This window comes from Geomonas oryzisoli, assembly GCF_018986915.1.
GTDB classification, from domain to species: domain Bacteria; phylum Desulfobacterota; class Desulfuromonadia; order Geobacterales; family Geobacteraceae; genus Geomonas; species Geomonas oryzisoli.
The window spans coordinates 878,829-902,078 of the sequence record NZ_CP076723.1 but is presented as its reverse complement, the minus strand read 5'-3'; the positions used below and the strand labels follow the sequence as shown (position 1 = coordinate 902,078).

Genomic DNA, 23,250 nt, shown 5'->3' with positions numbered 1-23,250 from the left:
ATCACAGCAGGCACGAGATGATGCTCCGCGCGCAGGAATTGACCTGCTCACCCAGGTGCACCAGCACCTGCACCTGCCGCAGAGTGAGCCAGCGGTAGTCGGGAGGGAGCGCCAGTTCGGTCCCCTCGGGGAGCCTCAGGATGCGATGCAGGTTGTATTCCCGGTAAAACCGCGCCCCTTCCTCGGCCTGGCGACTCTCGTGAACCGGCGGGAAAGGTCCGGGCGCGGAGAATTCATCGAACAGGAACGGCTTTTCCAGCTTCTGGTTCCCTTCGTAGTTGCCTTGCGTGAACTGCGCCGTGGGGCCGAGCTGGACCGTGGAGCGGTTGCCGGCCTCGGCCTTCGCCTGCATCAGAAGTTCCGTCCCTTCTGCCCCCTCGCGGAGCAGCAGCCCGATGATCCCGGGGGCGGGATTCTCGATGATCGGCTGCCCCCACGACCCCACCTCCCTGGTCTGAGAGGAGACCTTCAACCCTACGATGCGGAAAAAGGCGCTGGGAACGTGGGAGAAGTACCCTTTTTCGTCCAGGCGCCATTCCTTGAGATCGTTCAGCCCTATGCGCCTGGTCAGCATGTGGGTCACCGCCCTGCGGTCGTCCAGCCACTGCAGCGTATCGCGCAGCCCCTCCCCCCCCGCCGTGTACGCCGGCTCACCGGCGCTTCCGGCGCCGACGAGGCAGGCCAGAATACTGCGCGTGCAGGCATTGACCAGGTTGTCCCGGCGGATAAGGGAGGCGATCTGGCACAGGGTCAGCCAGATGAAGCCTTCAGGAAGCTCCACCGGCACCTCGTCCCCAGCCACCATGATCATGTTACGGTTGGACTTGTACAGGAACCTGCCGCCATCCTCGGTCTGCAGGCGGGCAAACAGCCGCCCGGCGGGGTCCGGCTCGATGAAGCGCTCGATGAAGAGCGGCCGTGCCCCCCCATGAGCCCCGGTGTAGTTGCTGTAGGTGGCCTGAACCGTCGGAGAGAGCTGAACCCCTCCCACATTGCCCGGCTCCTCCTTGGCCTGGAGGCAGAAGTGGAGAGTGCCGTCGATGTACTTGGCCAGGATGCCGAGGATGCCGATCTCGGGCTGCTCGATGATGGGCTGGTCCCATTCCAGCTCGTGGTGCCCCACCCTGTGGCGGACATGCACGCCGATCACGCTGAAAAAACGTCCGGTTTGGTGGTGGATGTTCCCGGTCTCCGGCTCCCTGTGCCACCCCTGCACCGCATCCAGGGGGACCTGCACGTTGTTCAACGAGCCCCTTTTGCGCGCCGCGTTGATCCATCCATCCACGAAGGCATCGTCGTGCAGGGGAGTTCCACCGTTTCGGGAACGGGCGACCCCGGAGGCGTACTCCTGCGGCAGGGCAACGCCTGCGGGAAGCATCACTGGCGTCACGTTACCCGCCATTGCCGTCGCTCCCCGCGGTCCAGCTCTCCCTGACGATAAATTGCGGATCCTGGTTCAACTTGAGGTAGATGCGCCCCACGTACTCGCCGACGATTCCCGTCGCCAGCAGTTGCACGCCGCGGAAGAACACGAGGATGGAGTTCAACGACTCGATATCGCTGGGATCGCTGAGCATGGGCAGCCATCCCCGGATCAGCATGGCCGAGACCGAATAGACCCCCGTAAGGGTCAAAACCGCGCCGGCTATCGCCACCAGGCGCAGCGGGATCAGCGAGTAACTCACGAAGACGTTGCCCCACAGGTCGACCAGCTTCTTCAGGGAATACCCGCTCCTCCCGTGGTGGCGCGGCTCGTGCCGGACCAGCGCGGTACCTATGTTGCGGGTGCTGCGCAGGATCAGTGCGTCGATGTAGACGTTGGGGCTTTTGTGCGCGACGAGATGGTCGACCAGGAAGCGGTTCATCACCTTGAAGCTCGAGAGGTAGAGGCTGGCCGGCTTGTCGAGGGTGACGCGGGCGAGCGTGCCGTTGAGATAGCTCCCGAGGTTGCGGAACCAGCTGTCATTCTTCTTATCGTACTGGGAGTAGACCACGTCGTAACCCTTGGCGATCTCCGACAGCAGCTTTGGCACCTCTGCAGGCGGATTCTGGAAGTCGTCGTCCATAACGACCACGTAGTCGCCGCGCGTCTGGTTCAGCCCCGCCATCACGGCATTATGTTCGCCGAAATTGCGTGACAGGGCGAGGTAGGTCACCGTCTCCGGGTACTCTTCGTGGAGCCGCCGGCATACCACAGCGGAGCCGTCGCGGCTGTAGTCGTTCACGAGGACGATCTCAACCCGGTATTGGTCCTTTAGTTGAGAGACCAAGGCCTGGCACAGGGACGCTATGGTCTTCTCGGCGTTATATACAGGTATGACGATGGATATGAGAGGCATGGCACTCTTCCGCGCTGGTGTCCCCAGGGGGACGTGGCAAGGCTCCGGCCGCGCGACAGGGCACGACGGCTCCCCCGCAGCTCAAGCAGCTCAAGCAGCCGGGCAGGACGCACCGTGGCACAGGCATGACGCGACCCGATCTTGTCGCGGCTGCGACAGGCAAAGGTGCGGCTACACCGGCCGGTTTGGGAACGAGTCAGGAGATCAGCAGGAGGGTGGGGAACGACCGGGAAGGGTCGGTGTGTAGGGACTTTCGGTGCCAGCAGCGACGAGCCCGGTCCATACGACGCGGTGACCGGCTGGTAGGTTGGGGCAGCGGCGCTGGAATTCGCAGTCGATGGCGTGAACGGGGCAAGCGTTGTTGCAGTTGGAGCTTGAGGCGGAGGCTTCTTTCTGGACGGAGAGGTTGAGGACGGCCCGCGGCTTGGGCTTGGGTCCCGGGGAGCGGTCGAGGAGCGCGATCCTCATACCTGCGAAAACCAGGAAGAAGATCACGGCGAACGCGGCTGCTACTTGTACCTTTCTGCTGTTCACCATGGTTCTCAGGCTGGCTCCACCAAGATCACGCCCCACCGCAATTTTGCTGTCAGTTTGAACTGCACAACAAGCAAGGCAGCGCGGAACATAACGTGAAACGGGGGACCAAGTCAATCAGGAAATTAGGGCCTGCACACCAACGTAACACCGAGACATCGGGATTCCCTGAGGGAGGTGTTGAAAAGCCATTGAAGTCTTCCCTCTGTGTTGGGCTTTTATCTCTTAAGCTCCGATCTTCAGGAAATTCCTGACCCCGGTGAAGACGATCTGGGCGGCAAGCGCGGCGACGAAGAGACCGGTCAACTTGCTTAAGATGGTGATCCCCTTCTTGCCGACGATGTGCTCGATGAACGAGGCGCAGACCAGGAGGATGCCGACGCACAAGACGGCCATGGCGAGGGCGGCGAGCCCCACGAACACCTGCCAGTTGTGCTGCACCTCGGCGCCCATGACCAGGAGCGCGCCGGTGGTACCGGGGCCGACCGTGACGGGGATCGCCAGGGGGACGACCGAGATGGCGTCGCGCTTTTCGCTCGCGGGCGCGCTGTCGTCGCCGTGCACCATGTGCACCGCCGAGAGGAACAAAAGGCTCCCCGCCCCGATCCTGAAGGAGTCGAGCGTGATCCCGAACAGCGAGAACAGGGTGTTGCCGAAGGAGTACAGGACGAAGCAGGCGACCATGACGGCGAGGGTCACCCTGACGGCGGTCGAGCGCCGCTCACGGGCGGTCAACTCCGGCGTCATGGCCAGGAAGGTGGAGAGTACGAAGAAGGGGGTGAGCAGGAAGAAGAACCTGATCCACACGGTGAAGAAAAAATCCGAATAAGCTTCCATCCTGTTACGGCACTCTCCTTTTCTAAAGGCGGTCACGCAAAGCCGCAAAGTCGCAAAGAACTACCAAACCGTTCTTAATTGTCTTTCTTTGCGTCTTCGCGTCTTTGCGTGAGCCGGTTTTTTATTGCGCTACCTTCAGCACGATCTTGCCGAAGTGCTTGTCTTCTTCCATCATCTTGTGTGCCTCGACCACCTGGTCGATGGGGAACACCTTCTCGATGATCGGCACGATGGTGCGGTCGGCAAACTTGGGCATGGCGCGACGCACGAACTCGGCGGCGATCTCACCCTTCTCGGAAACCGGGCGGGAGCGGAGCACGCTGCCGATGATCTGTTGACGCTTCACCATCATGAGCGCGAGGTTAAGCTCGGCCTTGATGCCGGAGATGACGCCGATGATGACCAGCCGCCCCTTGTACCCCAGCGAGTTCATGTTGGGGGCGAGGTACTTGGCGCCGACATGGTCCAGGATCACGTCCACCCCTTTCTTGTTGGTGAACTCCTTGACGGCTTCACTGAAATCCGGGGTCTCGCGGAAGTTGATCACCAGGTCCGCGCCCAGCTCCTTAACCCGCTCGAGCTTCTCGGGCGAGGCCGTGACGATCAGCTTGGCGTTGGGGGTCAGGGCCTTGCAGAGCTGGATGGCCGCGGTGTTGACGCCGCCGCCGCCGCCGTGCAGGATCGCGGTCTGGCCGTCTTCAAGCCCGCCGATCATGAACACGTTCAAGAAGGCGGTTATGTACGACTCGCAGATGCAGGCAGCTTCCTCGAAGCTGACCGTTTCCGGGATCGGCATCAGGTGATTGGCGTAGGCCACGGCGTACTCGGCGTAACCGCCGCCGCCCACCAGCGACACCACGCGGTCACCCACCTTCCACCCGGTAACGCCCGCGCCCAGCTCCTCGATGACGCCGGCCACCTCGAGCCCCAGGATATCGGAGTCGCCGGGCGGGGGGGGATATTTCCCCTCGCGCTGCACGAGGTCGGGGCGGTTGATCGAGGTGGCGTGCACCTTGATCAGCACCTCGTTTTCCTTGGGGGCGGGCTTGTCCACCTCGCCCACCTTGAGCACCTCGACGCCGCCGAAACCTTCCATAAGTACCGCTTTCATGGCCTTCCCTCCTGTATCGATTGAATTCATGGCAGCCGAGTCACTCGGCCACGATAGTGTATACGGCGCACACTATCTCAAAAATGTGCGCCCTTTATCAACGGAATTCTCTCAGGAGCAGGAAAAAGTCAGCGGAATTTTATGGCAGTCCCCCGCGCGGTGATCTCGCTCTTGGGGAAGAAGATGTAGGTGTCCATCTCGACTTTGATTTCGGGCAGGATCACGGCGTCGGCTCCGATCTTGGCCGCCTCCGCGCGCAGGGCGTCGTTGGCCCAGCTGTAATCGGCAGGGGTAAGGTCCTCCTTGTCGCCATAGCGCACGCGGTGCACCTCGATGGTCCCCACCTTGTTATAGGGACGCAGGAGCTCGTCCTGGGCAAGTATGGGGGGAGCATCGCGCCTTAAGGCGATCCTGGTGCAGCCGATGACAGACAGCATGAGGCACAGCAGCAAAAGCAGAGGCGAGAAGCGTTTCAGTGTCCGGCAGAACAGGTTCATGATCTCTCCCTATCGGAGTCGTATCTCCGCTCGGTGCGGGTCCAGCGACACAGTTTAACTGCCATTTTCCCACTTTACAACACTCTTTTGGGCGTGCTAGTATTTCGCGTTTCATTCACAAATTGATCGGAAAGGAAGCAGATCATGTCAGGCCATAATAAATGGAGTACCATCAAGCACAAGAAAGGCGCCGCGGATGCCAAGCGCGGCAAGATATTCACCAAGCTGATCAAGGAAATCACCGTTGCCGCTAAGCTCGGCGGTGGCGACCCGGATGGGAACCCGCGCCTGAGGACTGCTATCGATAAGGCAAAGGGCGAGAACATGCCCAAGGACAACGTCGAGCGCGCCATCAAGAAGGGCGTGGGCGGGATGGAAGGCGTGAACTACGAGGAGACCACCTACGAAGGGTACGGTCCGGGCGGCACCGCCGTCCTGGTGGAGGTCATGACCGACAACCGCAACCGCACCGTTTCCGATGTCAGGAGCACCTTCTCCAAGTGCAACGGCAACATGGGCGAGACCGGCTGCGTCTCCTGGCTCTTCGACAAGAAGGGGCTCCTGGTGTACCCGAAGAGCACCGATTTCGACAAGCTCTTCGAGGCCGCCATCGAGGCCGGCGCCGACGACGTCGCCGATGAAGACGAGCAGTACGAGGTACTGACCGACCCGACCGCGTTCCACCAGGTGAAGACCGCGCTCGAGGCGGCAGGCTTCAAGCCGGAGTCCGCGGAGATCACCATGATCCCGCAGACCATGGTCAAGCTGGAAGGTAAGAACGCCGAGAACATGCTGAAGCTGATGGACCGTCTCGAGGACAACGACGACGTCCAGAACGTCTACGCCAACTTCGACATCTCCGCCGAGGACATGGAAAAGATGATGTAGCAAAAGCGTGTTGTTTTGTGATACTAAGAGCGCGGGCACTCCCCGCGCTTTTTTATTTGAATCAGAAACAAAACCATTGGCCACGGAGAAAATCTGAGAACTTCTGAGAGAACCTACATCTGAGAGCCAACGGCTTTTGTCTTTACTCAAAGTCTTTGCCTTTCTAAGATTTCCTCAGATTTTCTCCGTGGCTAATGGTTTTAAGGTTTTGACATGATCATTCTCGGCATCGACCCCGGCTCCCGCAAGACCGGCTACGGCCTCATCTCCAAGCAGGGAAACCGCCTGGTCCACATCGACAACGGCGCCATCTTCACCCAGAGCGCGAAAGACTTCCCGCAGCGGCTGGAGAAGATCTTCACCGGCCTCTCCGCGATCATCGCCGAGTACCAGCCCGAGGTGGTGGCGGTGGAAGACGTGTTCCTGGCCAAGAACGCCATGAGCGCGCTGAAACTGGGGCAGGCGCGCGGCGCGGCCATCGTCGCCGCGGTCAACGTGGGGCTCCCCGTGCACGAGTACACGGCCATGCAGGTGAAGCAGGCGGTGGTGGGAACCGGCCGCGCCGAGAAAACGCAGGTGCAGCAGATGATCAAGGCCCTTTTGAACCTCCCCGAGGTGGCCCAGGAAGATGCCTCCGACGCCCTCGCCGTCGCCATCTGCCACGCCCACTCCGCCGGCATCAGCACCCTGTTGAAAAGCATGCGCTAGCCTGGACGCCGCAACCCGCGTTAGCACAAGATCCCGTTGTCAATTGTCAATTGTCCATTGAGGTTTAGATGATCGCCCTTCTCACCGGAAAGATCGCACACAAGGCACCCGACTACGTCATCCTCGACGTGAACGGCGTGGGTTACCAGGTCTTCATCCCCTTTTCCACCTACTACGCACTCCCCGCCGAAGGGGGCACGACCACCCTGCAGGTGCACACCTCCGTGAAGGAGGACGCGATCAACCTGTACGGTTTCCGCACCCAGCAGGAAAAGGAACTGTTCCAGCTGCTGATCGGGGTCTCAGGCGTCGGCCCCAAACTCGCCAACAGCATCCTCTCCAACAGCGAGCCTTCGGAGCTCTCGGAATCGCTGGTGAGCGGCAACATCGCGAGGCTCTCCGCCATCCCGGGTATCGGCAAGAAAACCGCCGAAAGACTGGTGCTGGAACTCAAGGAAAAGATGAAAAAGCTGGGGATGACGGCCGCGGCACCGGGCACTGCAGCCGCACCGGCCAAACCGGAGATCCGCGAGGACGTCCTCTCTGCTTTGATCAACCTCGGCTACAAGGAGAACGTAGTACAAAAAGCACTGGCGGAGCTCAAATTTCCCGAAGACGCCACGGTGGAGTCACTTCTCAAGCAGGCCCTCAAGAAACTTATGAAATAAAAGGGAGCCGGAGCATGAAAAACCGCTCCGGCTCTGACAATTGCAGCTCCCCTTAAGCACTCTCATCTCCGTCCCCGACTCTACCTGATTCCTTTATCCAAAAGTTATAGCCACCGCTTTCACTGTAAGTAAACAGCTGGTCATTGATAGTAGAACGTCGCGAGATATACTAGCCGAGTATTGATCCAGTCCCCGCTTTGCGTCTTGATCGAGGAAAGGAGAAACCATGCGTGCAGCAATCACGGCGGCATTAGTCTTCTTCATAGTCTGGGCGGTCCCATTGGCATCTTTTAGTGCCCCGAGCAAGGAGCGAAGCGGCACCGTGACCTTCGCCATAACGGTGACCTCACCCCAGCAAGCTCAAGATGTGAAGATGTGGTTCCCCTACCCCACCTCCGACCTCAATCAAAAGATCGACAACCTGCAGTTCAACGGCAACTATTCCACCTTCACCCTGTCCCGTGAACCCCAAAGCGGTGCGTTGTACCTCTACACCCAATGGCGCGGCCCGCATAAGGAGCGTCACATAAACGTGACCTTCGAGGCGACGGCCAAGGAACGCAAGGTCGCAAGGCTCGAGGAGAAAGCGGTACCCATCCCGCCCGAGGTGGCGAAATACGTCAAGTCGGAGTTCTGGATCCCCTCCGAGGACAAGAAGGTGAAGTCGCTCTCGCACCAGATCACCAAGGGCAAAAAGGGAATCCTTCCCAAGGCACGGGCGGTGTACGACTGGGTGGTCGACAACACCCGGCGCGACCCGAACGTGCCCGGGTGCGGTGTGGGCAACGTCCAGGCCACACTCGCCGCCCGCAGCGGCAAATGCGCCGACCTCAGTACGCTTTTCGTGGCGCTGGCCCGCGCCGCCGGTGTGCCGGCGCGCGAGGTGTTCGGCCTGAGACTTGGGCGGCCGGGGCAGACAGACATCTCCAACGGGCACCACTGCTGGGCTGAATTCTACCTGCCCGGTACGGGGTGGGTGCCGGTGGACCCGGCCGACGTTACCAAGGCAGTACTGGAGAAGAAGCTGGACAAGACGGGCGCCAAGCCCTACCGCGAATACTACTTCGGCGCCGTCGACGAGTACCGCATCGTGCTGCAAAAAGGGGGACGGGGCATCGTCTTCAGCGAGGGGAACAAGGAAACCGTCAACTACTTCATGTACCCCTACGCAGAGGTGGACGGCCACGCCCTCGACTACTGCCGCCCTAAAAGCTTCGCCTACACCGTGACCTTCCGGGAACGCTGAGATCCGGTGCCGCGCCGACGCCCCGGACAACAGTGCCGGACTCCCCGCCCTCCAGCAGAGGGTAAGCAGGAGCCCTCATGCGCCTGAGCCTCAACATCTCCATCAACCTGATACTACTGATCGTCATCCTGGCGCTGGGCAGCACCATCGGCTTTTTCTTCGTCTCGCAGCAGAGGACAACGCTCCGCAGCGACCTGGAACACCGGGTGGAGATGGTTGGACGCCAGGTGACCAGCAATGTCTATGCCCCGATGCAAAAGGGCGATCTGGGGCACATCGGGCACATCCTCGAGGCTGCCACCGCTGAGCCGGAAGTCGCCTTCGTAATGGTGAAGTCCCTGGACGGGGAGGTGCTGGCGGCACGTTGGATGAAAGAGGTCATCGGAGGCATGAAGGAATACGACTTCCCCGTGCGCGCCCAGTCCAAGGAGAGCGTCGCCCGAAGCGAGATGACCTTCGGAACCATAACCTCCCTCGCCGGCGGGGAACAGATCGCCGTGGTCGCAGTGGGCGTCGACCTGGACCCGATCACCAAAACGGAGCGGGTACTGATCATCAGAACCGCGATGGCGGTGGTAGTGGGATCGGTGGTCGCACTCTCCCTTGGTCTCGCCATCGTGCGCAGGCTGCTGAACCGCTCCATCACTCCCCTGCTCGATGGCATCCGAGAGATCAGCTCCGGCGATTTTTCCAGCCGTGTGCAGCCGGACCCGCACCGGGAGATCGCGGAAATTGCCGCGGCCTTCAACGAGATGGCGGAACGCTTTTCCTCGACTCTCATGTTCAAGCACGAATTGGAGGAGACGGTGGCGAGGCGCACCGCACAGTTGCAGCAGGCCCTGGAGGACCAGATCCGGGTGCGCGAAACGCTGGCGGAACGGGAGGAGCACATCCGGCTCCTGTTCAATTCAACCGCCGAGGCGATCTTCGCCGTCAGCCGTGAGGGCACCTGCACCTTCTGCAACCCCGCCTGCGTGAGACTCCTCGGCTACGACCTCCCCGAGGAGATCGTCGGCAGCCGGATGCACCGGTTCCTCGGGCACGCGGCCTCGGACGGAAGCGCGCTGGCTGAAGCCGACTGCCCCATCTGCCGCATGCTCAACGACGGCCGCGGCAACCACACCGTGAACGAGACCTTCCGGAGAAAGGACGGGACCTCCTTCCCCGTGGAGTACTGGTCCCACCCCATCCTGCGTGATGAAGAACTGGTGGGCGGCGTGGTCACCTTCCTCGACATCTCCCAGCGCACCATGCTGGAGAGACAACTGCTCCAGGCACAGAAACTGGAAGGGATCGGGGTACTGGCAGGGGGCATAGCACACGACTTCAACAACCTGCTCACCGCCATCATCGGCGGTGCCGAGATAGCCCTCAACGACGTGGCGCCGGACTCCAAGGGGGCGAAAGCGATCCACGGCGTGATGGACGCCGCCACCCGCGCCGCCGATCTGACCCGGCAGATCCTCGCCTTCAGCCGCAAGCAGGTCCTCTCCATGAAGGAGCTGAACCTGAACGACGAGGTGCTGTCTCAAACCAAGATGCTGAGGCGCCTGATCAGCGAGGACATCAAGTTCCAGGTCAAGCTGGCCTCCGAGGAGCTCTGCATCAGGGCCGACGCCGGACAACTGCAGCAGGTCCTGCTCAACCTCGCCGTCAACGCCCGGGACGCCATGCCTCCCGGGGGCACTCTCACCATCGAGACGGCAGCCGTGGTGCTGCAGGGCTCGGACCGCTGGCTCGAGGAAGGGATGCTTCCCGGGCGCTACGTCGTGATTTCAGTGAGCGATACCGGCAAGGGGATGAACGAGGAAACCAAGACCCGCATCTTCGAGCCCTTCTTCACCACCAAGGGGCCCGGCGAAGGGACCGGCCTCGGTCTCTCCACGGTGCACGGGGTGGTCAAGCAGCACCAGGGAAGCGTGTCGGTGTACAGCGAGCCGGGCAAGGGGACCACGTTCAGGATCTATCTGCCCCGCATCGAAGGGATGGAAGCGGCCAAGGCGCCACAGGAAACCAAGACCATCCCGCGCGGACGGGGCCGGATCCTCGTGGTCGAGGACGAGCAAGCCGTGCGGGATTTCCTCGAGAGCGCGCTGCAGGACCAGGGTTACGACGTGACCAGCGTGGGGAACGGCACCGAGGCGATCGAGGCATGTTCCCGTACCAGCTTCGACCTCATGGTATCCGACGTGGTCATGCCCGGCATGAGCGGCCCGCAGCTGTACCAGGCAATCCGTGAGCAGCAGCCGCAGCTCAAGGTGATGTTCATCTCCGGCTATCCGGCCAAGTCGGGATCACTGCAGGACCTCCTCGACTGGGACGCCCCGTTTCTCGCCAAACCGTTCTCCGCCACCACCCTTTTGGCCAAGACCCACGAGCTGCTGCAGTCGGCGAGCTAACCGGGCATGCCCCTTGACCTTTACCTTCAACTGTTATAATTTGGCTCCCTGCATTCGGGCGGCATGAGCCGCCGGCAAGGAGAAGTATGACCCGCTTTATCAGCGCCGAGAGATCCGAAGACGACCTCCTTGAAGCATCGCTGCGCCCCCGCGCGTTGGCGGACTATGTGGGACAGGAAAAGGCCAAGGGGAACCTCGGGCTCTTCATCGACGCCGCGCGCGGCAGGGGCGAGGCGCTGGACCACGTACTGCTCTACGGCCCCCCGGGCCTGGGGAAGACCACCCTGGCCAACATCATCGCCTGCGAGATGGGGGTGAACATCAAGTCCACCTCCGGCCCGGTGATCGAGCGGCCGGGCGACCTGGCCGCCATCCTCACCAACCTCGAGCCGCACGACGTCCTCTTCATCGACGAGATCCACCGTCTCTCCCACGTGGTGGAGGAGATCCTCTACCCCGCCATGGAGGACTTCCAGCTCGACATCATCATCGGCCAGGGGCCGAGCGCGCGCACCATCAAGCTCGACCTCCCCAAGTTCACCCTGGTCGGCGCCACCACCCGTGCCGGGCTCCTGTCGTCCCCGCTCAGGGACCGCTTCGGGGTGATCTCGCGGCTCGAATTCTACACCCACGACGAGCTCGCCTTCATCATCACCCGTTCCGCGCGCATCTTCGGGATGGACATCGCGGCCGACGGTGCCCTGGAACTGGCGCGCAGAAGCCGCGGCACGCCGAGGATCGCCAACCGCCTGCTGCGCCGCGTGCGCGACTTCGCCCAGGTGCGCGCCGACGGCGTCATCACCCGCGAGGTGGCGGACCAGGCGCTGGCGCTCTTGGAGATCGACGACATGGGCTTCGACACCATGGACCGCGCCATCCTGTTGACCATCATCGACAAGTTCGGGGGTGGCCCGGTGGGGCTGGACACCATTGCGGCAGCCATCAGCGAAGAGAGCGACACCATCGAGGACGTCTACGAGCCCTTCCTGATCCAGAACGGTTTCCTGAACCGCACCCCGAGGGGACGCGTGGCCACCGCCGCAGCCTACAGCCATTTCGGCCGGATCGCGCCTGATCCGCCGCAGGGAAGGTTGTTCTAGCATGCAGATGATCTTCGACTTCCCGGTCGTGCCGCGCTTTTGCTTCGAGAACTTCGTGGTCTGCGGCGGCAACAAGACCGCCTACCAGTTCGCCCAGAGGCTCGCCGGCGGCAGCGACGCCGAAAATCTCCTCTACATCTACGGCCCCGAAGGTTCCGGCAAGACCCACCTCTTGACCGCCCTCGCGAGCGCCATCGACGGCAGGTACTTTTCCTTCCGCGACGCCGACGCCCTCTACGGTAAAAGCTACCCCAGCGAAGGGCCCTCGCGTCTGGCCGAGCACTTCGCCGGCGCCAAGGCCCTCATCCTGGACGATCTGAACCTGCTTCCGGACCGCCAGGAGTTGCGGGTGGAGCTATGGGAGCTGTTCAACGCCTTTTACAGTGCGGGGAAAAAGATTGCCATCTCCGGCCTCACCCCCCCCAAGGAGCTGCCGCACCTGGACGGGCACCTGACCAGCCGGCTACTGTGGGGGCTGGTGGCGCGCATGGACGTATCAGATGACGAATCCCGGCGCATGATCCTGAAGAAGCTCGCCGAAGACCGGCAGATGACCCTGCCCGACGAGGTGATCGACGAGATGCTTCTGAAGGTGCGGCGCGACATCCCGTCGCTCGTCTACGCGCTGGAGACCATCAACCGCACCGCCATCGCCACCAAGAGGAAGGTGAGTCTCAGGCTGGCCAAGGAAATCTTCAAAGGCAATTGACAATTGACAATGGACAATTGACAACGGTGTCTGTGCCCCTTGCATCTGACAAGGCCCGACCAGGGGACTGGCTCCGCCAGGTGCCTGTCCCCCTTCTCTTCCTTCACTCCAGTAGGCACGTTGCCGCACAGGAAAAAGAAAAAGGCTTCTGAGAGATCTTTCTCCAGAAGCCTTTGTCATCAGCAGCGATTGCTCCCCTCACGGGTTTAAATTGTCAACTGTGTACATAAGTGCCTAGCATCGATTGCTTGCCTCACCGGTTTTAGTTGTCAATTGTCCATTGTCCATTGTCAATTGATCAACCTCCCTTCTTCGTCTCCAGCTCCTCCCACCGCCCGTAGGCAGTGGCCAGTTCACCCTCGAGCCTGCCGTAGTCGGCGGTAATGGCGGCGATGCCGCCCTCGACCGTATCGTAGCGGGAAGGATCCCCCAAGAGTTCCTGCACCCGGGCGAACTCCTGCTCCAGCACCTCGATGCTCCCCTCCAGCTTTTCCAGCTCGATCCGCTCGGCGTAGGTGAGCCCCTTCTTGGGCTTCTCCACCTTGGCCGCCTGGGCCTCCTTCTTCTCGACCCGCAGCGCCGACGCCGCGGCACGGTCCGCCTCCTTGCGCTCGCGGTAGTTGCTGTAGTTCCCCTCGTAGAAGATCACCTCTCCGTCTCCTTCGAAGGCCAGGATGCCGGTCGCCACCTTGTCCAGGAAGAAGCGGTCGTGGGTCACCATGAGGACGCAGCCGGGAAAGGCAGAGATGGAGGCGTCGAGCAACTGCAGGGTCGGGATATCCAGGTCGTTGGTAGGCTCGTCAAGCACCAGCAGGTTCGAGTCCTGCAGCATGAGCCTCGCCAGGATCAGACGGCTCTTCTCGCCGCCGGACAGGCTCCCCACCGGGCGCCTGCGGTCCTCACCCGAGAACAGGAAGTCCTCCAGGTAGCCGATCTTGTGCCGCTTCTCCCCGTTGGCGGTGGTCACATAGTCCCCCTCGCCGAAAAAGTCGTAGATGGTCTGGTCGGGGTCGAGCACCTCGCGCAGCTGGTCGAAGTAGGAGATCTTGGTCTTCTTGCCGACCACGACCTTTCCCTGGTCGGGCTCCTCCTCGCCCATGATCATCCGGATCAGCGTCGTCTTGCCGCAGCCGTTGGGACCGATCACGCCGATCCGGTCGCCGCGCTTCATCCCGAAACTGAGGCGGTTCAGCAGCTTCCTCGCTCCGAACCCTTTAGCCACGCCATCCAACTCGAGGATGGTGCCGCCCAACCCTTCGTCGGTGTTGAAGCCGATCTTGAGATCCCGGCGCCCCGGGCCGGACAGGCTCTCTTCGAGCGCATGGTAGCGGTCGATCCTCGCCTTCTGCTTGGTGGAGCGCGCCGGGGGACCGCGACGGATCCAGTCGGTTTCGACACGCAGCAGGTTCAAAAGGCGCGAGCGGCGGCTCGCCTCGCCCATGAGCCGCTCTTCCCGGAGGGTGAGGTAGGTCGAGTACCCCCCCTGGTAGGAGATGAGGGCGCCACGCTCCAGTTCCAGCATCCGGGTCACCACCTGGTCCAGGAAATAGCGGTCGTGGGTGATCAGCATGACCGCGCCCGGGTACGCCTTCAGGTGCTCCTGGAGCCACTGGGTGGTGTCCGCGTCCAGGTGGTTGGTCGGCTCGTCCAAAAGCAGCAGCTCGGGCGCCTGCAACAAGAGCTTCGCCAGCGCGACGCGGCGCTTGGTCCCGCCGGAAAGGGTGCCGATCACCTGGTGCGGGTCGGGGAGCTGCAGGTGGGTCATCATCTCCAGCACGCGGTGGTCCGTGTTCCAGCCGCCGTGGTGCTCGATCCAGACCGAGAGCTCCCCCTGGCGGGCCAGCAGCCGGTCCATGTCCGGCGGGTTTGCCGCCATCTTCTCGGAGAGCTCGTTGAAGCTCGCCATGGCGGCACGGATGGCGGTGAGGCCGCTCTCGATCTCGGCGGCGACGGTGGCCGTCTCGTCCAGCACCGGCTCCTGGCTCAGGTAGCCGACCGAGGCGCCGCGTTTCATGGCGATGGAGCCGCCGTCACGGTCCTCGGCGCCGGCCAGAATGGTAAGTAGCGTCGACTTGCCGGCGCCGTTGGCGCCGATCAGCCCGACCCGCTCGTCCTCCCCCACCGCGAAGGTGACGCCGTCCATCAGGACGCGGGAGCCGAAGCTCTTGGAAAGCCCCGTGATATCAACTACGTTCATAACATCTCCATCAAAGCCAAGCCACGGGGGAAAGTGGATATCCAAGAACCCTCAAAAAGGCTCTCTCAGATGTCCTCAGATTTTCTCCGTGGCCAACGGTTTTAGAATTTGAGGAAGTCGGCGAGCTTGCCGAAGATGGCTGCCGGGCGGTACTTCTTGGGAATGGCGTAGGTGCCGCTCTTTTTGACCGGGACCGTCATCTGGCCCACCGGGGTCTCCAGGTCGAGCCCCGCCGCGAGCTGGTACGGGATCTTGTCCGGGTCCGGCCTGCGCTTCAGGATCTCCAGAAGGTCTGCATAGGTGATGCGGATCGGGATGCGGACGTCGGTTTCCTCGTGGGCGGGGAAGTTTATCTCCTCCCGCGCGCCCCCCTTGGCCAGCGGCAGCGCCATGATCTTGATGTCATAGCTGTATCCCTGCAGCTTCACATCGAAACTGTTGGTGTTCTGCACCCTGAGGTCCAGCTCCATTCCTGCACCGGTTGGATCCACCGAAACCACGTTCAGGTCCTGAACGGTGACCAGCGGCGCATTGACCAGCTTGGTGCACCCGGAAAGAAGGACGACGACTAACAAAAGGGCAAAGATTTTTCTCACAACCTGACTCCTGAAAAGGCGGTAGCCCGAAAACAAAGCGGGCGGGTCCCCGAAAGAACCCGCCCACTATAGCACAACCAAACCTCAAACAGCAAAAGGACTATCCGTTGACAGCGACCTGCTGCATCAGCATGCCTCTTTGCATCTCCCGCAGTATCTCCGTCCTGAAGCGCTTGCGGATCTTGTCGTAGGCCCTTGCCGCCGGCCCGGTTCCGCAGTAGAGCCGCTTGGCGCGGCCCATGTTCCCCTTGGCCATGTCCAGCTTCTCGTACAGTTCCTTCACGGCCGCTTCCGCGCACTTCTCGTCGTCCCACATGTCCTGCGGCGTGTAGCCATGGCTTTCCGCCCGCTCCGGCATCAACTGCCAGACCCCCAGAGCACCCTTGGGGGATACCGCTCTCGATGAGAGCTTGTGTCCGCCTGTTTCCGCCAGAGCTATCTCAGCCAGGTCCAGCGGCGTGAATTTCGTTCCCTCCGTTTTCTCGTAGCAGATCTCGGCGAGCCACTTGGCCCGGGCCGGTGTAGTCCGGCGGGCAAACGTGGCGTAAATGGCGGGAACCAGTTTCTTCCTCCCGTCCAGCTCTGCCGCCTTGGGCAGATCCATCTGCACGACGGGGGCCGAGGCGGGAGATTTCTCACCCTGCTTCTCGCTCCCCTCCGCCCAGGTGAGCAGCGCCCGGTCCGACTCCGACACCGAGGGAGTCACCGGGACCTGCGCCTGCTGCAGGTGGGACTGGTCGCACGATGCCGTCATCATGAGCACCGCGACCAGCACTACAATTTTTCGTTTCATAAATCGTTGTTGAATGGCTTTTGCCGGCTTTAGGTAGAGATACTAAATGTCGGTAGTGAAGCCCGCGCCAATCATCTCCTTTCATTGGAATCACATTGGCTCGTCGCCAATCTGAGGTTATTAGTGTAATCAAATCCGACTAACATTGCAACCCGCACATTAGATTTTAACAATCTCACCGAATAAAAAGGGAGCCCCGCCCAGCGGAGCTCCCCCACTAAAGCCTCGAATTTTCTATATTAAAGCTGCACCCCCATAACATCAGCCACGGTATGGATGTCCTTATCGCCCCTGCCCGACAGACAGACGACGATGCTCTCATTGGCGGAAAGTGTCGGAGCCAGACGCAGCGCATGGGCCACTGCGTGGGAAGACTCCAGTGCGGGGATGATCCCCTCTTCACGGGTCAACACCTGGAACGCGTCCAGGGCCTCGTCATCGGTGACGGAGACGTAGCTGGCCCGTCCGATCTCCTTCAGGTACGAGTGCTCCGGTCCCACGCCCGGGTAGTCCAGTCCGGCGGAAATGGAATGGGCATGGGCGATCTGACCGAACTCGTCCTGCAGAAGGTACGTTTTGTTGCCGTGCAGCACGCCGACGGTGCCGGCGGAAAGCGGTGCGGCATGCTTGCCGCTGTCGATACCGTAGCCGGCAGCCTCGACGCCGATCATCTGCACCGACTCATCGTTGACGAAAGGATGGAACAGCCCGATGGCGTTGCTTCCTCCGCCGACCGCGGCGACCAGGTAGTCGGGGAGCCTCCCCTCGGCCTCCAGGTGCTGCGCCCTCGCCTCCTGGCCGATGATGGCCTGGAAGTCGCGCACCATGACCGGGTAGGGATGGGGGCCTGCGACGGTGCCTATGATGTAGAAGGTATCCTCCACGTTGGTCACCCACTGGCGCATTGCCTCGTTCATGGCGTCCTTCAGGGTCGCGGTGCCGGAACTGACCGGGTTGACCTTGGCGCCCAGAAGCTTCATGCGGAACACGTTCAGGGACTGGCGACGGATATCCTCCTCGCCCATGAACACCTCGCACTCCATCCCGAACAGCGCCGCGACGGTCGCCGTCGCCACACCGTGCTGGCCGGCGCCGGTCTCGGCGATCACCTTTTTCTTGCCCATCCGCTTGGCGAGCAGCGCCTGGCCGATGGTGTTGTTCACCTTGTGCGCGCCGGTGTGGTTCAGGTCCTCGCGCTTCAGATAGATCTTCGCGCCCCCCATTTTCCGACTCAGTTTCTCGGCGAAATAGAGCGGGTTGGGACGCCCGACGTACTGGCGCAGGTAGTAGGCGAACTCCTCCTGAAACCCCTTTTCGTTGCGAAAATGGTTGTAGGCTTTCTCGAGTTCGAGCAGCGCCGGCATGAGCGTTTCCGAGACGTATCTGCCGCCGAAACGGCCGAAGTGACCACTGTTGTCAGGCGTATCCAAAGTTGCCTCCGGTAGGTGTGTGAGGGAAGGATTATAGACTATCTGTCGATAAATTGCAAGCTTACAGAGCCCACCCTTCAGACAACCCCCCGCCGTTACTCACTTTTAGCCGTTTATCTTTGCCTTATTTTTTGCTTTGAGCTACAAATATCACCAGCCTCGGAAGCTCTTTTTCGAGGCCCAAATCGGCCTCATCCAGTGCCATTTTTTTCTCTGACAGAGGTCTTTTTCGCTTCCCGAAAAACCGCCTTCACGAGGTCAACGATGTCCTTGCAACAACCTTTTCACATAGTGCTGGTGGAACCCGAGATTCCCCCCAACACTGGCAACATCGCCCGGCTTTGCGGCGCCACCGGCACCGTCCTGCACCTGGTCGGCAAACTCGGCTTCTCCACCGACGACCGCTACCTAAAGCGCGCCGGGCTGGACTACTGGAGCGAAGTCGACATCCGCTACTGGGACGACCTGGAGTCCCTGCAACGTGCCTTCCCCGAAGGGCGGTTCATCTACACCAGCAAGAAGGCCCCCAAAAGCTACCTTGAGTTCGGCTTCCGCCCCGGCGACTTCATCGTTTTCGGCAAGGAAACCAAAGGGCTCCCTGAGGAGCTCATCGAGGCCAACCCGGAGACCGCGGTGCGCATCCCGATCATCGGGAAGGTGCGCAGCCTGAACCTCTCCACCTCCGCGGGGATCGTACTCTACGAGGCGCTGCGCCAGACCGGCGCGCTCGAAGGCGCGTAAGCGGGACAACGATTGCGCCCCCCCCTCCCTTGACGGGAGGGGGCCGGGGGGTGAGTGAAGCCGCAAGCTGTGGAGGGGGAATGAACCAAAAGGAGAAGTGCATGTTCGAAAGGAAAAGCGATGCGGGTTACCGGCAGGTACTCCCGGGGATCCGCCAGAAGACCCTGGTACACGGGGAGAAAACGCTGATGGTGGAATTCCTGCTGGATAAGGGGGCGCTGCTGCCGGTGCACAGCCACCCGCACGAACAGACGGGTTATCTGGTAAGCGGCCGGATCAGGCTCAGCATCGGTGAGAACAAACAGGAGGTGCTGCCGGGGGACAGCTGGTGCATCGCGGGTGGCGCTGAGCACAACGCAGAAATACTTGAAGATTCTGTGGCCATCGAGGTGTTCTCCCCGGTGCGCAAGGAGTACCTCCCCTAGCCTTTGCGTTTCAGCTGAACTGGTAGATCACCAGGGCAAAACTGACTGCTGTCACCGTGAACGCGATCAGCGCCAGGAGCCCGTCGCGCGAGATCAGGGCCAGCCCGAACGCCGTCAGCGCGAGCCCCGCGCCGTGCGCCGAGAACGGGACCAGTTCCATGACCGGCATGACGACCGCGATGGACGCGCAGGCGAACGAGATCAGGTAGATGCTCCCCCCCCGGATTAACGCGGGCATGCGTGGGCGCAACACCCGGTCGATGAACCGCGCCGCGGGACGCAGCCACCTGACCGCCTTATGGACCTTCTCCTGGGCCAGAGAGCGTCGCAGCAACCACTTTGGGAGCCAGAAATGGTCCCTACGGAAGAAAAGCTGCGCCGCGATCAACAGGATCAGGACCCCGGTGGCGGTCGGCACGCCCGGCATGCCGCTCAAGGGTGAAGCGGCGATGATCCCCACCATGAGCAGCAGCGGCCCGAAGGACCTGTTCCCCACCGACTCCACTATTTTCCCCAAAGAAACGCGCCCCGTGTCGTCCGCTGAATCTCCGATCCGGTCCAGCATCTCCTGAAGAGTGGTAATCTCTCGCGCCATGCCGCCCCTCTCTGGTGCCGCCGAAAGCGCTACCGACACTCTTTCGGCGACACCCACGAAGAGTACATTGGCATATGTTAATGTCAAGAACACTGACCCCTCGCCTGCTATAGCCAAAAAAGGTATACATATCAGATAAATATAATGTGCTACCCGCCTTGACTGGGACAGATGCCTCGTTATATTCAACTGCACATTTTCACATAACGAGGAGGAAGAGATGTCTACCAGGGATAACCTTGCCGAGGCGTTTGCCGGAGAGAGCCAAGCCAACCGTAAATACCTTGCATTTGCCAAGAAGGCCGAGGCGGAGGGGCTGCCGCAGGTAGCGAAGCTGTTCCGCGCTGCGGCACATGCCGAGACGGTTCATGCCCACGCGCATCTGCGCGCCATGGACGGGATCAAGAGCACCGTCGACAACCTGAAAGAAGCCATCGAGGGAGAAGGGTTCGAGTTCCAGAAGATGTACCCCCCCTTCCTCGAGCAGGCGAAACAGGAGGGGCACCGTGCCGCGGAGAACTCCTTCAAGTTCGCCCTGGCGGTGGAGGAAGTCCATCATGACCTGTACCAGCAGGCCCTGGCAGCGGTGCAAAACGGCGTCGATCTCGCCGACCGCCCCATCTACGTCTGCGAAGTTTGCGGCAACACGGTCTACGACGAGGCGCCCGACAAGTGCGAGGTGTGTCTGGTGCCGAAAGACAAGTTCACCAGGATCGCCTGATGCGAAAAGGGCGCTGCCGAAATCGGCAGCGCCCTTCCTTTACCCCTGGAAAAACTCACGCAAAGACGCAAAGACGCAAAGACGCAAAGGCGCTAAGCCGCAGAGAAAGTCGTAGAGGTTTTCACCCCTCAAAGCCTTTCTTTGCGCCTCTGCGCCTTTGCGTCTTTGCGTTAATGACTCCAGGTTCTATGGGTTCCTGATGCTCACCCGCCCCGGCGTCGACCAGTCGTTGTGCCCACCTTCGATCTCCCGGAACATTGTGCCCGGCCTGCTGTCGGCTAAGCTTTTGGCGAACTTCTCCGGAATCACCTCGTCCTCTCTGGCGCCGAAGATCTCCACCCTGCCCCAATACCCCTTGAGTGCCTTGATGTTGTCCCAATCGTCGGAAAGGAGCAGGCGCACCGGCAGGAACCAGTAGTGGTACTGCGCCACCCGGTGCAGTTTGTCGAACGGTGCCACCAGCACGATCTTGTCCGGCGGCGGAACCATGGCGGCCAGGGAACAGGCGGGGCCGCTCCCCAGGGACTCGCCAACGACGCATACCGGCGTCGCCGGATACTGCTGCCGCAGCAGCTGGTACCCCTGCTGCGCCGCACGGTTCAGCGCCTCTTTGGAAGGCGTACCGGGGCGCCGGCCGTACCCCGGGTATTCCAGGATATAGACGCTGTCTTCGGCGGCAAACGAGGGGAGCGCGTAGGCGCGGTCGCTGGCCTGGCCGCCGTTGCCATGCAACATGAGCCAGACATTTCGAGGCGAGGCAACGATCCGCGCAAAGCCGACTACCTCTCCACCGTCGCGCCACGGCGTCAACCCGTTGCTACGGTCGTGGTGGGTCGGGAAATACAGGAGCTGCCGCTGCCACGCCGCCGCACTCATAACGAGAGCCGCCAGGCACACCAGTAACAAGAGGCGAAGCCGTGACATGGCATCCCCTCCTAGCACCGCGGCAAAGTGAAGTAAACGGTCGCCCCCTGATCCACCACCCCGTTGGCCCAGACCGCCCCGCCATGGCGTTCCACAATCCGCTTCACCGTTGCGAGCCCAATGCCCGTCCCCTCGAATTCAGCGCCGTGCAGGCGTTGGAACGCCCCAAACAGCTTGTCCTGGTAGGCCATGTCGAACCCGACGCCGTTGTCTTTTATGAAAAAGGCGCCCTTGCCGTCGTGGCGGCAGCACCCGAACTCGATTCGGGCACGTGCCCGGACGCTCGAGTACTTCCAGGCGTTGCCGACCAGGTTCTCCAGCATCAGCTCAAGGAGCAGCCGGTCCCCCTCCACCTGCAAGCCCGGCTCGATCAGGAAGTCGACCCGGCGTGCCGGCTCGGCGTCCTGCAGCTTGCAGCCGATGCCGAAGGCGAGGTCGCTCAGGCTCACCTCCACCTTCTTCAGGTCGGAACGCCCGATGCGCGACAGCTCCAGCAGGTCGTCGATCAGGTCCCCCATCCTCTTGCTGGAGGTGCGGATCCGCTCCAGGTACCCCTTCGCCTCGGGTGCCAGGGAGGGACCGAATTCCTCCAGCAATATCGAGCCGTAGCTGTTGATGTGCCGCAAAGGGCCGCGCAGATCGTGGGAGACCGAGTAGCTGAAGGCTTCCTGCTCCTGCATCGCCGATTCCAGCCGCTCCGTCCGCTCGACCACCCGCCGCTCGAGCTCCTGGTTCAAAAGTCGCAGTTCCTCGGCCATGCGCCGGCTCTGCGTCACGTCACGGGCGATGCCGAAAAGCCCTACGACATCTCCCTGCTTGTTGTGCAGGGGGCCCTTGATCACCTCCAGGACCCAGGGGGCACCGCTGCCGGTCTTCAACTCCCGCTCCACCGTCATCGCCTGGTTGCCCTGCAAGACCTCCCGGTCCATCTCCATGACCGCGCGTGCCACCTCCTGCGGGAACACCTCGTTGTCGTCCCTGCCCAGCACCTGGTCGAGGCTCTTCCCCGTCATGTGGCAGGCCGCCGCATTAAACAGGAGGTAGCGTCCGCTGATGTCTTTTACGAAAACCGCATCGGTCGTGCCGTCGATCACCGAGTTGAGCAACTCCCGATTCTGCAGCAAGGCCCCTTCCACCGCGGCACGTTCAACGACCAGGCGCTGCAGCTCTTCGTTAAGCCCGACCAGCCGGTTCTGTTCCGTTTCGTAGCTTCTCAGCAGCGTCCAGAGCATCACCGTACAACAAAGGGCGGTGACGGCGAATCCGATAATGTTGTCGGCGATGCGGTCTTGCTCGGTCCGAAACGGTGTCGCCCACTCAGGGAACTGCAACTCCAGCACCATCAAGGCCACCGCATCGAGCACCGTCAGCAGCAAAGGGAGCCAACGAGTCCGCCCCCTGAAGAAGATGGGAAGATACATCAACAGGCAGAAAAAGTAGCTCGGGAGACTCCCCTCGGAGGCGCCGTTGGGAAACCAGATCAGGTTAAGCAGGGCCATGAACAGGAAAAAGAGCATGGTCGTGTGGTAGCGATCCCGGCGGGTCTCAAGCAGGAGCAACAGTGTGAGTGCACCGAAGACGGCGACACAGACGTTTATATAGACAGGGAGGTGCTGCAGATAGTTGGTCGGGATGACGACAAAAAACGAGGCGGCGGCTGCCGTCAGACACAGCAGTACAAAGAGGTGTTGCTCCATGGTAGAGCTCCCCCTTTGCCAGATGTTGGATTTGAGTGTCGCAATGAGAGATCGCATCTCGCTCATGTTACCTCGCGCGCTGCTGCCAGCTAAAG

23 protein-coding genes are annotated in these 23,250 nt (G+C 61.6%); 10 read left to right on the top strand and 13 right to left on the bottom strand.

What is annotated here, in order from left to right:
- Position 1 precedes the first annotated feature (1 nt).
- The 6 genes from KP004_RS03985 to KP004_RS03960 form a co-directional block, all read right to left on the bottom strand.
- Complete coding sequence (locus KP004_RS03985) at positions 2-1,390, bottom strand: NDP-hexose 2,3-dehydratase family protein (protein ID WP_239026932.1); 1,389 nt, start codon at positions 1,388-1,390, stop codon at positions 2-4.
- A 1-nt stretch (position 1,391) separates the two neighbouring features.
- Positions 1,392-2,339: a glycosyltransferase family 2 protein gene (locus KP004_RS03980; protein ID WP_216801100.1), complete on the bottom strand. Its 948-nt coding sequence runs from the start codon at positions 2,337-2,339 to the stop codon at positions 1,392-1,394.
- Positions 2,340-2,543: 204 nt separating this feature from the next.
- A complete protein-coding gene (locus tag KP004_RS03975; protein WP_216801099.1) occupies positions 2,544-2,876 on the bottom strand; it encodes a hypothetical protein in 333 nt (110 codons plus the stop codon).
- 222 nt (positions 2,877-3,098) lie between these two features.
- Positions 3,099-3,710: a MarC family protein gene (locus KP004_RS03970; RefSeq protein WP_216801098.1), complete on the bottom strand. Its 612-nt coding sequence runs from the start codon at positions 3,708-3,710 to the stop codon at positions 3,099-3,101.
- A 121-nt stretch (positions 3,711-3,831) separates the two neighbouring features.
- Positions 3,832-4,821, bottom strand: a complete 990-nt coding sequence (locus KP004_RS03965) for an NAD(P)H-quinone oxidoreductase (RefSeq protein WP_216801097.1) — start codon at positions 4,819-4,821, stop codon at positions 3,832-3,834.
- A 128-nt stretch (positions 4,822-4,949) separates the two neighbouring features.
- A complete protein-coding gene (locus KP004_RS03960; RefSeq protein ID WP_216801095.1) occupies positions 4,950-5,318 on the bottom strand; it encodes a hypothetical protein in 369 nt (122 codons plus the stop codon).
- Between the two features lie 144 nt (positions 5,319-5,462).
- On the opposite strand from KP004_RS03960, the gene KP004_RS03955 reads away from it, so the two are divergent.
- From KP004_RS03955 to KP004_RS03925, 7 genes are all read left to right on the top strand, one after another.
- A complete protein-coding gene (locus KP004_RS03955; RefSeq protein WP_183349474.1) occupies positions 5,463-6,206 on the top strand; it encodes a YebC/PmpR family DNA-binding transcriptional regulator in 744 nt (247 codons plus the stop codon).
- A 213-nt stretch (positions 6,207-6,419) separates the two neighbouring features.
- Positions 6,420-6,914 carry a crossover junction endodeoxyribonuclease RuvC gene (gene ruvC / locus KP004_RS03950; RefSeq protein WP_216801094.1) on the top strand — a complete coding sequence of 165 codons (495 nt, stop codon included), beginning with the start codon at positions 6,420-6,422 and terminating at the stop codon, positions 6,912-6,914.
- Positions 6,915-6,982: 68 nt separating this feature from the next.
- Complete coding sequence (gene ruvA, locus KP004_RS03945; protein WP_216801093.1) at positions 6,983-7,582, top strand: Holliday junction branch migration protein RuvA; 600 nt, start codon at positions 6,983-6,985, stop codon at positions 7,580-7,582.
- A 226-nt stretch (positions 7,583-7,808) separates the two neighbouring features.
- Positions 7,809-8,828 (top strand): transglutaminase-like domain-containing protein, encoded by a 1,020-nt coding sequence (locus KP004_RS03940; protein ID WP_216801092.1) that lies wholly within the window; start codon positions 7,809-7,811, stop codon positions 8,826-8,828.
- A gap of 77 nt (positions 8,829-8,905) precedes the next feature.
- Entirely contained in the window at positions 8,906-11,227 is a 2,322-nt protein-coding gene (locus KP004_RS03935; protein ID WP_216801091.1) for an ATP-binding protein, read from the top strand.
- Between the two features lie 86 nt (positions 11,228-11,313).
- On the top strand, positions 11,314-12,327 hold the full coding sequence (gene ruvB, locus KP004_RS03930) for a Holliday junction branch migration DNA helicase RuvB (RefSeq protein ID WP_216801090.1): 1,014 nt from the start codon (positions 11,314-11,316) through the stop codon (positions 12,325-12,327).
- A 1-nt stretch (position 12,328) separates the two neighbouring features.
- The gene (locus tag KP004_RS03925; protein ID WP_216801089.1) at positions 12,329-13,036 is read left to right on the top strand and encodes a DnaA/Hda family protein; all 708 of its coding nucleotides are present in this window, start codon (positions 12,329-12,331) and stop codon (positions 13,034-13,036) included.
- A 298-nt stretch (positions 13,037-13,334) separates the two neighbouring features.
- Here KP004_RS03925 and KP004_RS03920 read toward each other — a convergent pair whose 3' ends face one another.
- The 4 genes from KP004_RS03920 to trpB form a co-directional block, all read right to left on the bottom strand.
- On the bottom strand, positions 13,335-15,233 hold the full coding sequence (locus tag KP004_RS03920) for an ABC-F family ATP-binding cassette domain-containing protein (RefSeq protein WP_216801088.1): 1,899 nt from the start codon (positions 15,231-15,233) through the stop codon (positions 13,335-13,337).
- A gap of 101 nt (positions 15,234-15,334) precedes the next feature.
- Entirely contained in the window at positions 15,335-15,829 is a 495-nt protein-coding gene (locus tag KP004_RS03915) for an LEA/WHy family protein (protein WP_216801087.1), read from the bottom strand.
- A 100-nt stretch (positions 15,830-15,929) separates the two neighbouring features.
- Positions 15,930-16,622 (bottom strand): transglycosylase SLT domain-containing protein, encoded by a 693-nt coding sequence (locus KP004_RS03910; protein ID WP_216801086.1) that lies wholly within the window; start codon positions 16,620-16,622, stop codon positions 15,930-15,932.
- 239 nt (positions 16,623-16,861) lie between these two features.
- A complete protein-coding gene (trpB, locus tag KP004_RS03905) occupies positions 16,862-18,052 on the bottom strand; it encodes a tryptophan synthase subunit beta (RefSeq protein ID WP_216801085.1) in 1,191 nt (396 codons plus the stop codon).
- Positions 18,053-18,316: 264 nt separating this feature from the next.
- Between trpB and KP004_RS03900 the strand changes: the two genes are divergently transcribed.
- Positions 18,317-18,793 (top strand): tRNA (cytidine(34)-2'-O)-methyltransferase, encoded by a 477-nt coding sequence (locus tag KP004_RS03900; protein WP_216801084.1) that lies wholly within the window; start codon positions 18,317-18,319, stop codon positions 18,791-18,793.
- Positions 18,794-18,894: 101 nt separating this feature from the next.
- The gene (locus tag KP004_RS03895) at positions 18,895-19,218 is read left to right on the top strand and encodes a cupin domain-containing protein (RefSeq protein WP_216801083.1); all 324 of its coding nucleotides are present in this window, start codon (positions 18,895-18,897) and stop codon (positions 19,216-19,218) included.
- A gap of 10 nt (positions 19,219-19,228) precedes the next feature.
- Here the strand turns inward: KP004_RS03895 and KP004_RS03890 are convergent, their stop codons facing one another.
- Positions 19,229-19,813: an exopolysaccharide biosynthesis protein gene (locus tag KP004_RS03890; protein WP_216801082.1), complete on the bottom strand. Its 585-nt coding sequence runs from the start codon at positions 19,811-19,813 to the stop codon at positions 19,229-19,231.
- Between the two features lie 220 nt (positions 19,814-20,033).
- Between KP004_RS03890 and KP004_RS03885 the strand changes: the two genes are divergently transcribed.
- On the top strand, positions 20,034-20,534 hold the full coding sequence (locus tag KP004_RS03885) for a rubrerythrin family protein (protein ID WP_216801081.1): 501 nt from the start codon (positions 20,034-20,036) through the stop codon (positions 20,532-20,534).
- Positions 20,535-20,720: 186 nt separating this feature from the next.
- Here the strand turns inward: KP004_RS03885 and KP004_RS03880 are convergent, their stop codons facing one another.
- On the bottom strand, positions 20,721-21,458 hold the full coding sequence (locus KP004_RS03880) for an alpha/beta hydrolase (RefSeq protein ID WP_216801080.1): 738 nt from the start codon (positions 21,456-21,458) through the stop codon (positions 20,721-20,723).
- An 11-nt stretch (positions 21,459-21,469) separates the two neighbouring features.
- A complete protein-coding gene (locus tag KP004_RS03875; RefSeq protein WP_239026931.1) occupies positions 21,470-23,221 on the bottom strand; it encodes a sensor histidine kinase in 1,752 nt (583 codons plus the stop codon).
- Between the last annotated feature and the right edge of the window lie 29 nt (positions 23,222-23,250).

What these genes read in the sequence shown, in the direction of transcription:
- KP004_RS03940 (WP_216801092.1), top strand. Translation starts at nt 7,809, where the DNA reads ATGCGTGCAGCAATCACGGCGGCATTAGTCTTCTTCATAGTCTGGGCG.
- KP004_RS03955 (WP_183349474.1), top strand. Translation starts at nt 5,463, where the DNA reads ATGTCAGGCCATAATAAATGGAGTACCATCAAGCACAAGAAAGGCGCC.
- KP004_RS03895 (WP_216801083.1), top strand. Translation starts at nt 18,895, where the DNA reads ATGTTCGAAAGGAAAAGCGATGCGGGTTACCGGCAGGTACTCCCGGGG.
- KP004_RS03980 (WP_216801100.1), bottom strand. Translation starts at nt 2,339, where the DNA reads ATGCCTCTCATATCCATCGTCATACCTGTATATAACGCCGAGAAGACC.
- KP004_RS03975 (WP_216801099.1), bottom strand. Translation starts at nt 2,876, where the DNA reads ATGGTGAACAGCAGAAAGGTACAAGTAGCAGCCGCGTTCGCCGTGATC.
- ruvA (WP_216801093.1), top strand. Translation starts at nt 6,983, where the DNA reads ATGATCGCCCTTCTCACCGGAAAGATCGCACACAAGGCACCCGACTAC.
- KP004_RS03900 (WP_216801084.1), top strand. Translation starts at nt 18,317, where the DNA reads ATGTCCTTGCAACAACCTTTTCACATAGTGCTGGTGGAACCCGAGATT.
- KP004_RS03935 (WP_216801091.1), top strand. Translation starts at nt 8,906, where the DNA reads ATGCGCCTGAGCCTCAACATCTCCATCAACCTGATACTACTGATCGTC.
- KP004_RS03965 (WP_216801097.1), bottom strand. Translation starts at nt 4,821, where the DNA reads ATGAAAGCGGTACTTATGGAAGGTTTCGGCGGCGTCGAGGTGCTCAAG.
- KP004_RS03890 (WP_216801082.1), bottom strand. Translation starts at nt 19,813, where the DNA reads ATGGCGCGAGAGATTACCACTCTTCAGGAGATGCTGGACCGGATCGGA.
- KP004_RS03880 (WP_216801080.1), bottom strand. Translation starts at nt 21,458, where the DNA reads ATGTCACGGCTTCGCCTCTTGTTACTGGTGTGCCTGGCGGCTCTCGTT.
- KP004_RS03960 (WP_216801095.1), bottom strand. Translation starts at nt 5,318, where the DNA reads ATGAACCTGTTCTGCCGGACACTGAAACGCTTCTCGCCTCTGCTTTTG.
- ruvB (WP_216801090.1), top strand. Translation starts at nt 11,314, where the DNA reads ATGACCCGCTTTATCAGCGCCGAGAGATCCGAAGACGACCTCCTTGAA.
- KP004_RS03925 (WP_216801089.1), top strand. Translation starts at nt 12,329, where the DNA reads ATGCAGATGATCTTCGACTTCCCGGTCGTGCCGCGCTTTTGCTTCGAG.
- KP004_RS03885 (WP_216801081.1), top strand. Translation starts at nt 20,034, where the DNA reads ATGTCTACCAGGGATAACCTTGCCGAGGCGTTTGCCGGAGAGAGCCAA.
- KP004_RS03910 (WP_216801086.1), bottom strand. Translation starts at nt 16,622, where the DNA reads ATGAAACGAAAAATTGTAGTGCTGGTCGCGGTGCTCATGATGACGGCA.
- KP004_RS03970 (WP_216801098.1), bottom strand. Translation starts at nt 3,710, where the DNA reads ATGGAAGCTTATTCGGATTTTTTCTTCACCGTGTGGATCAGGTTCTTC.
- ruvC (WP_216801094.1), top strand. Translation starts at nt 6,420, where the DNA reads ATGATCATTCTCGGCATCGACCCCGGCTCCCGCAAGACCGGCTACGGC.
- KP004_RS03920 (WP_216801088.1), bottom strand. Translation starts at nt 15,233, where the DNA reads ATGAACGTAGTTGATATCACGGGGCTTTCCAAGAGCTTCGGCTCCCGC.
- KP004_RS03875 (WP_239026931.1), bottom strand. Translation starts at nt 23,221, where the DNA reads ATGAGCGAGATGCGATCTCTCATTGCGACACTCAAATCCAACATCTGG.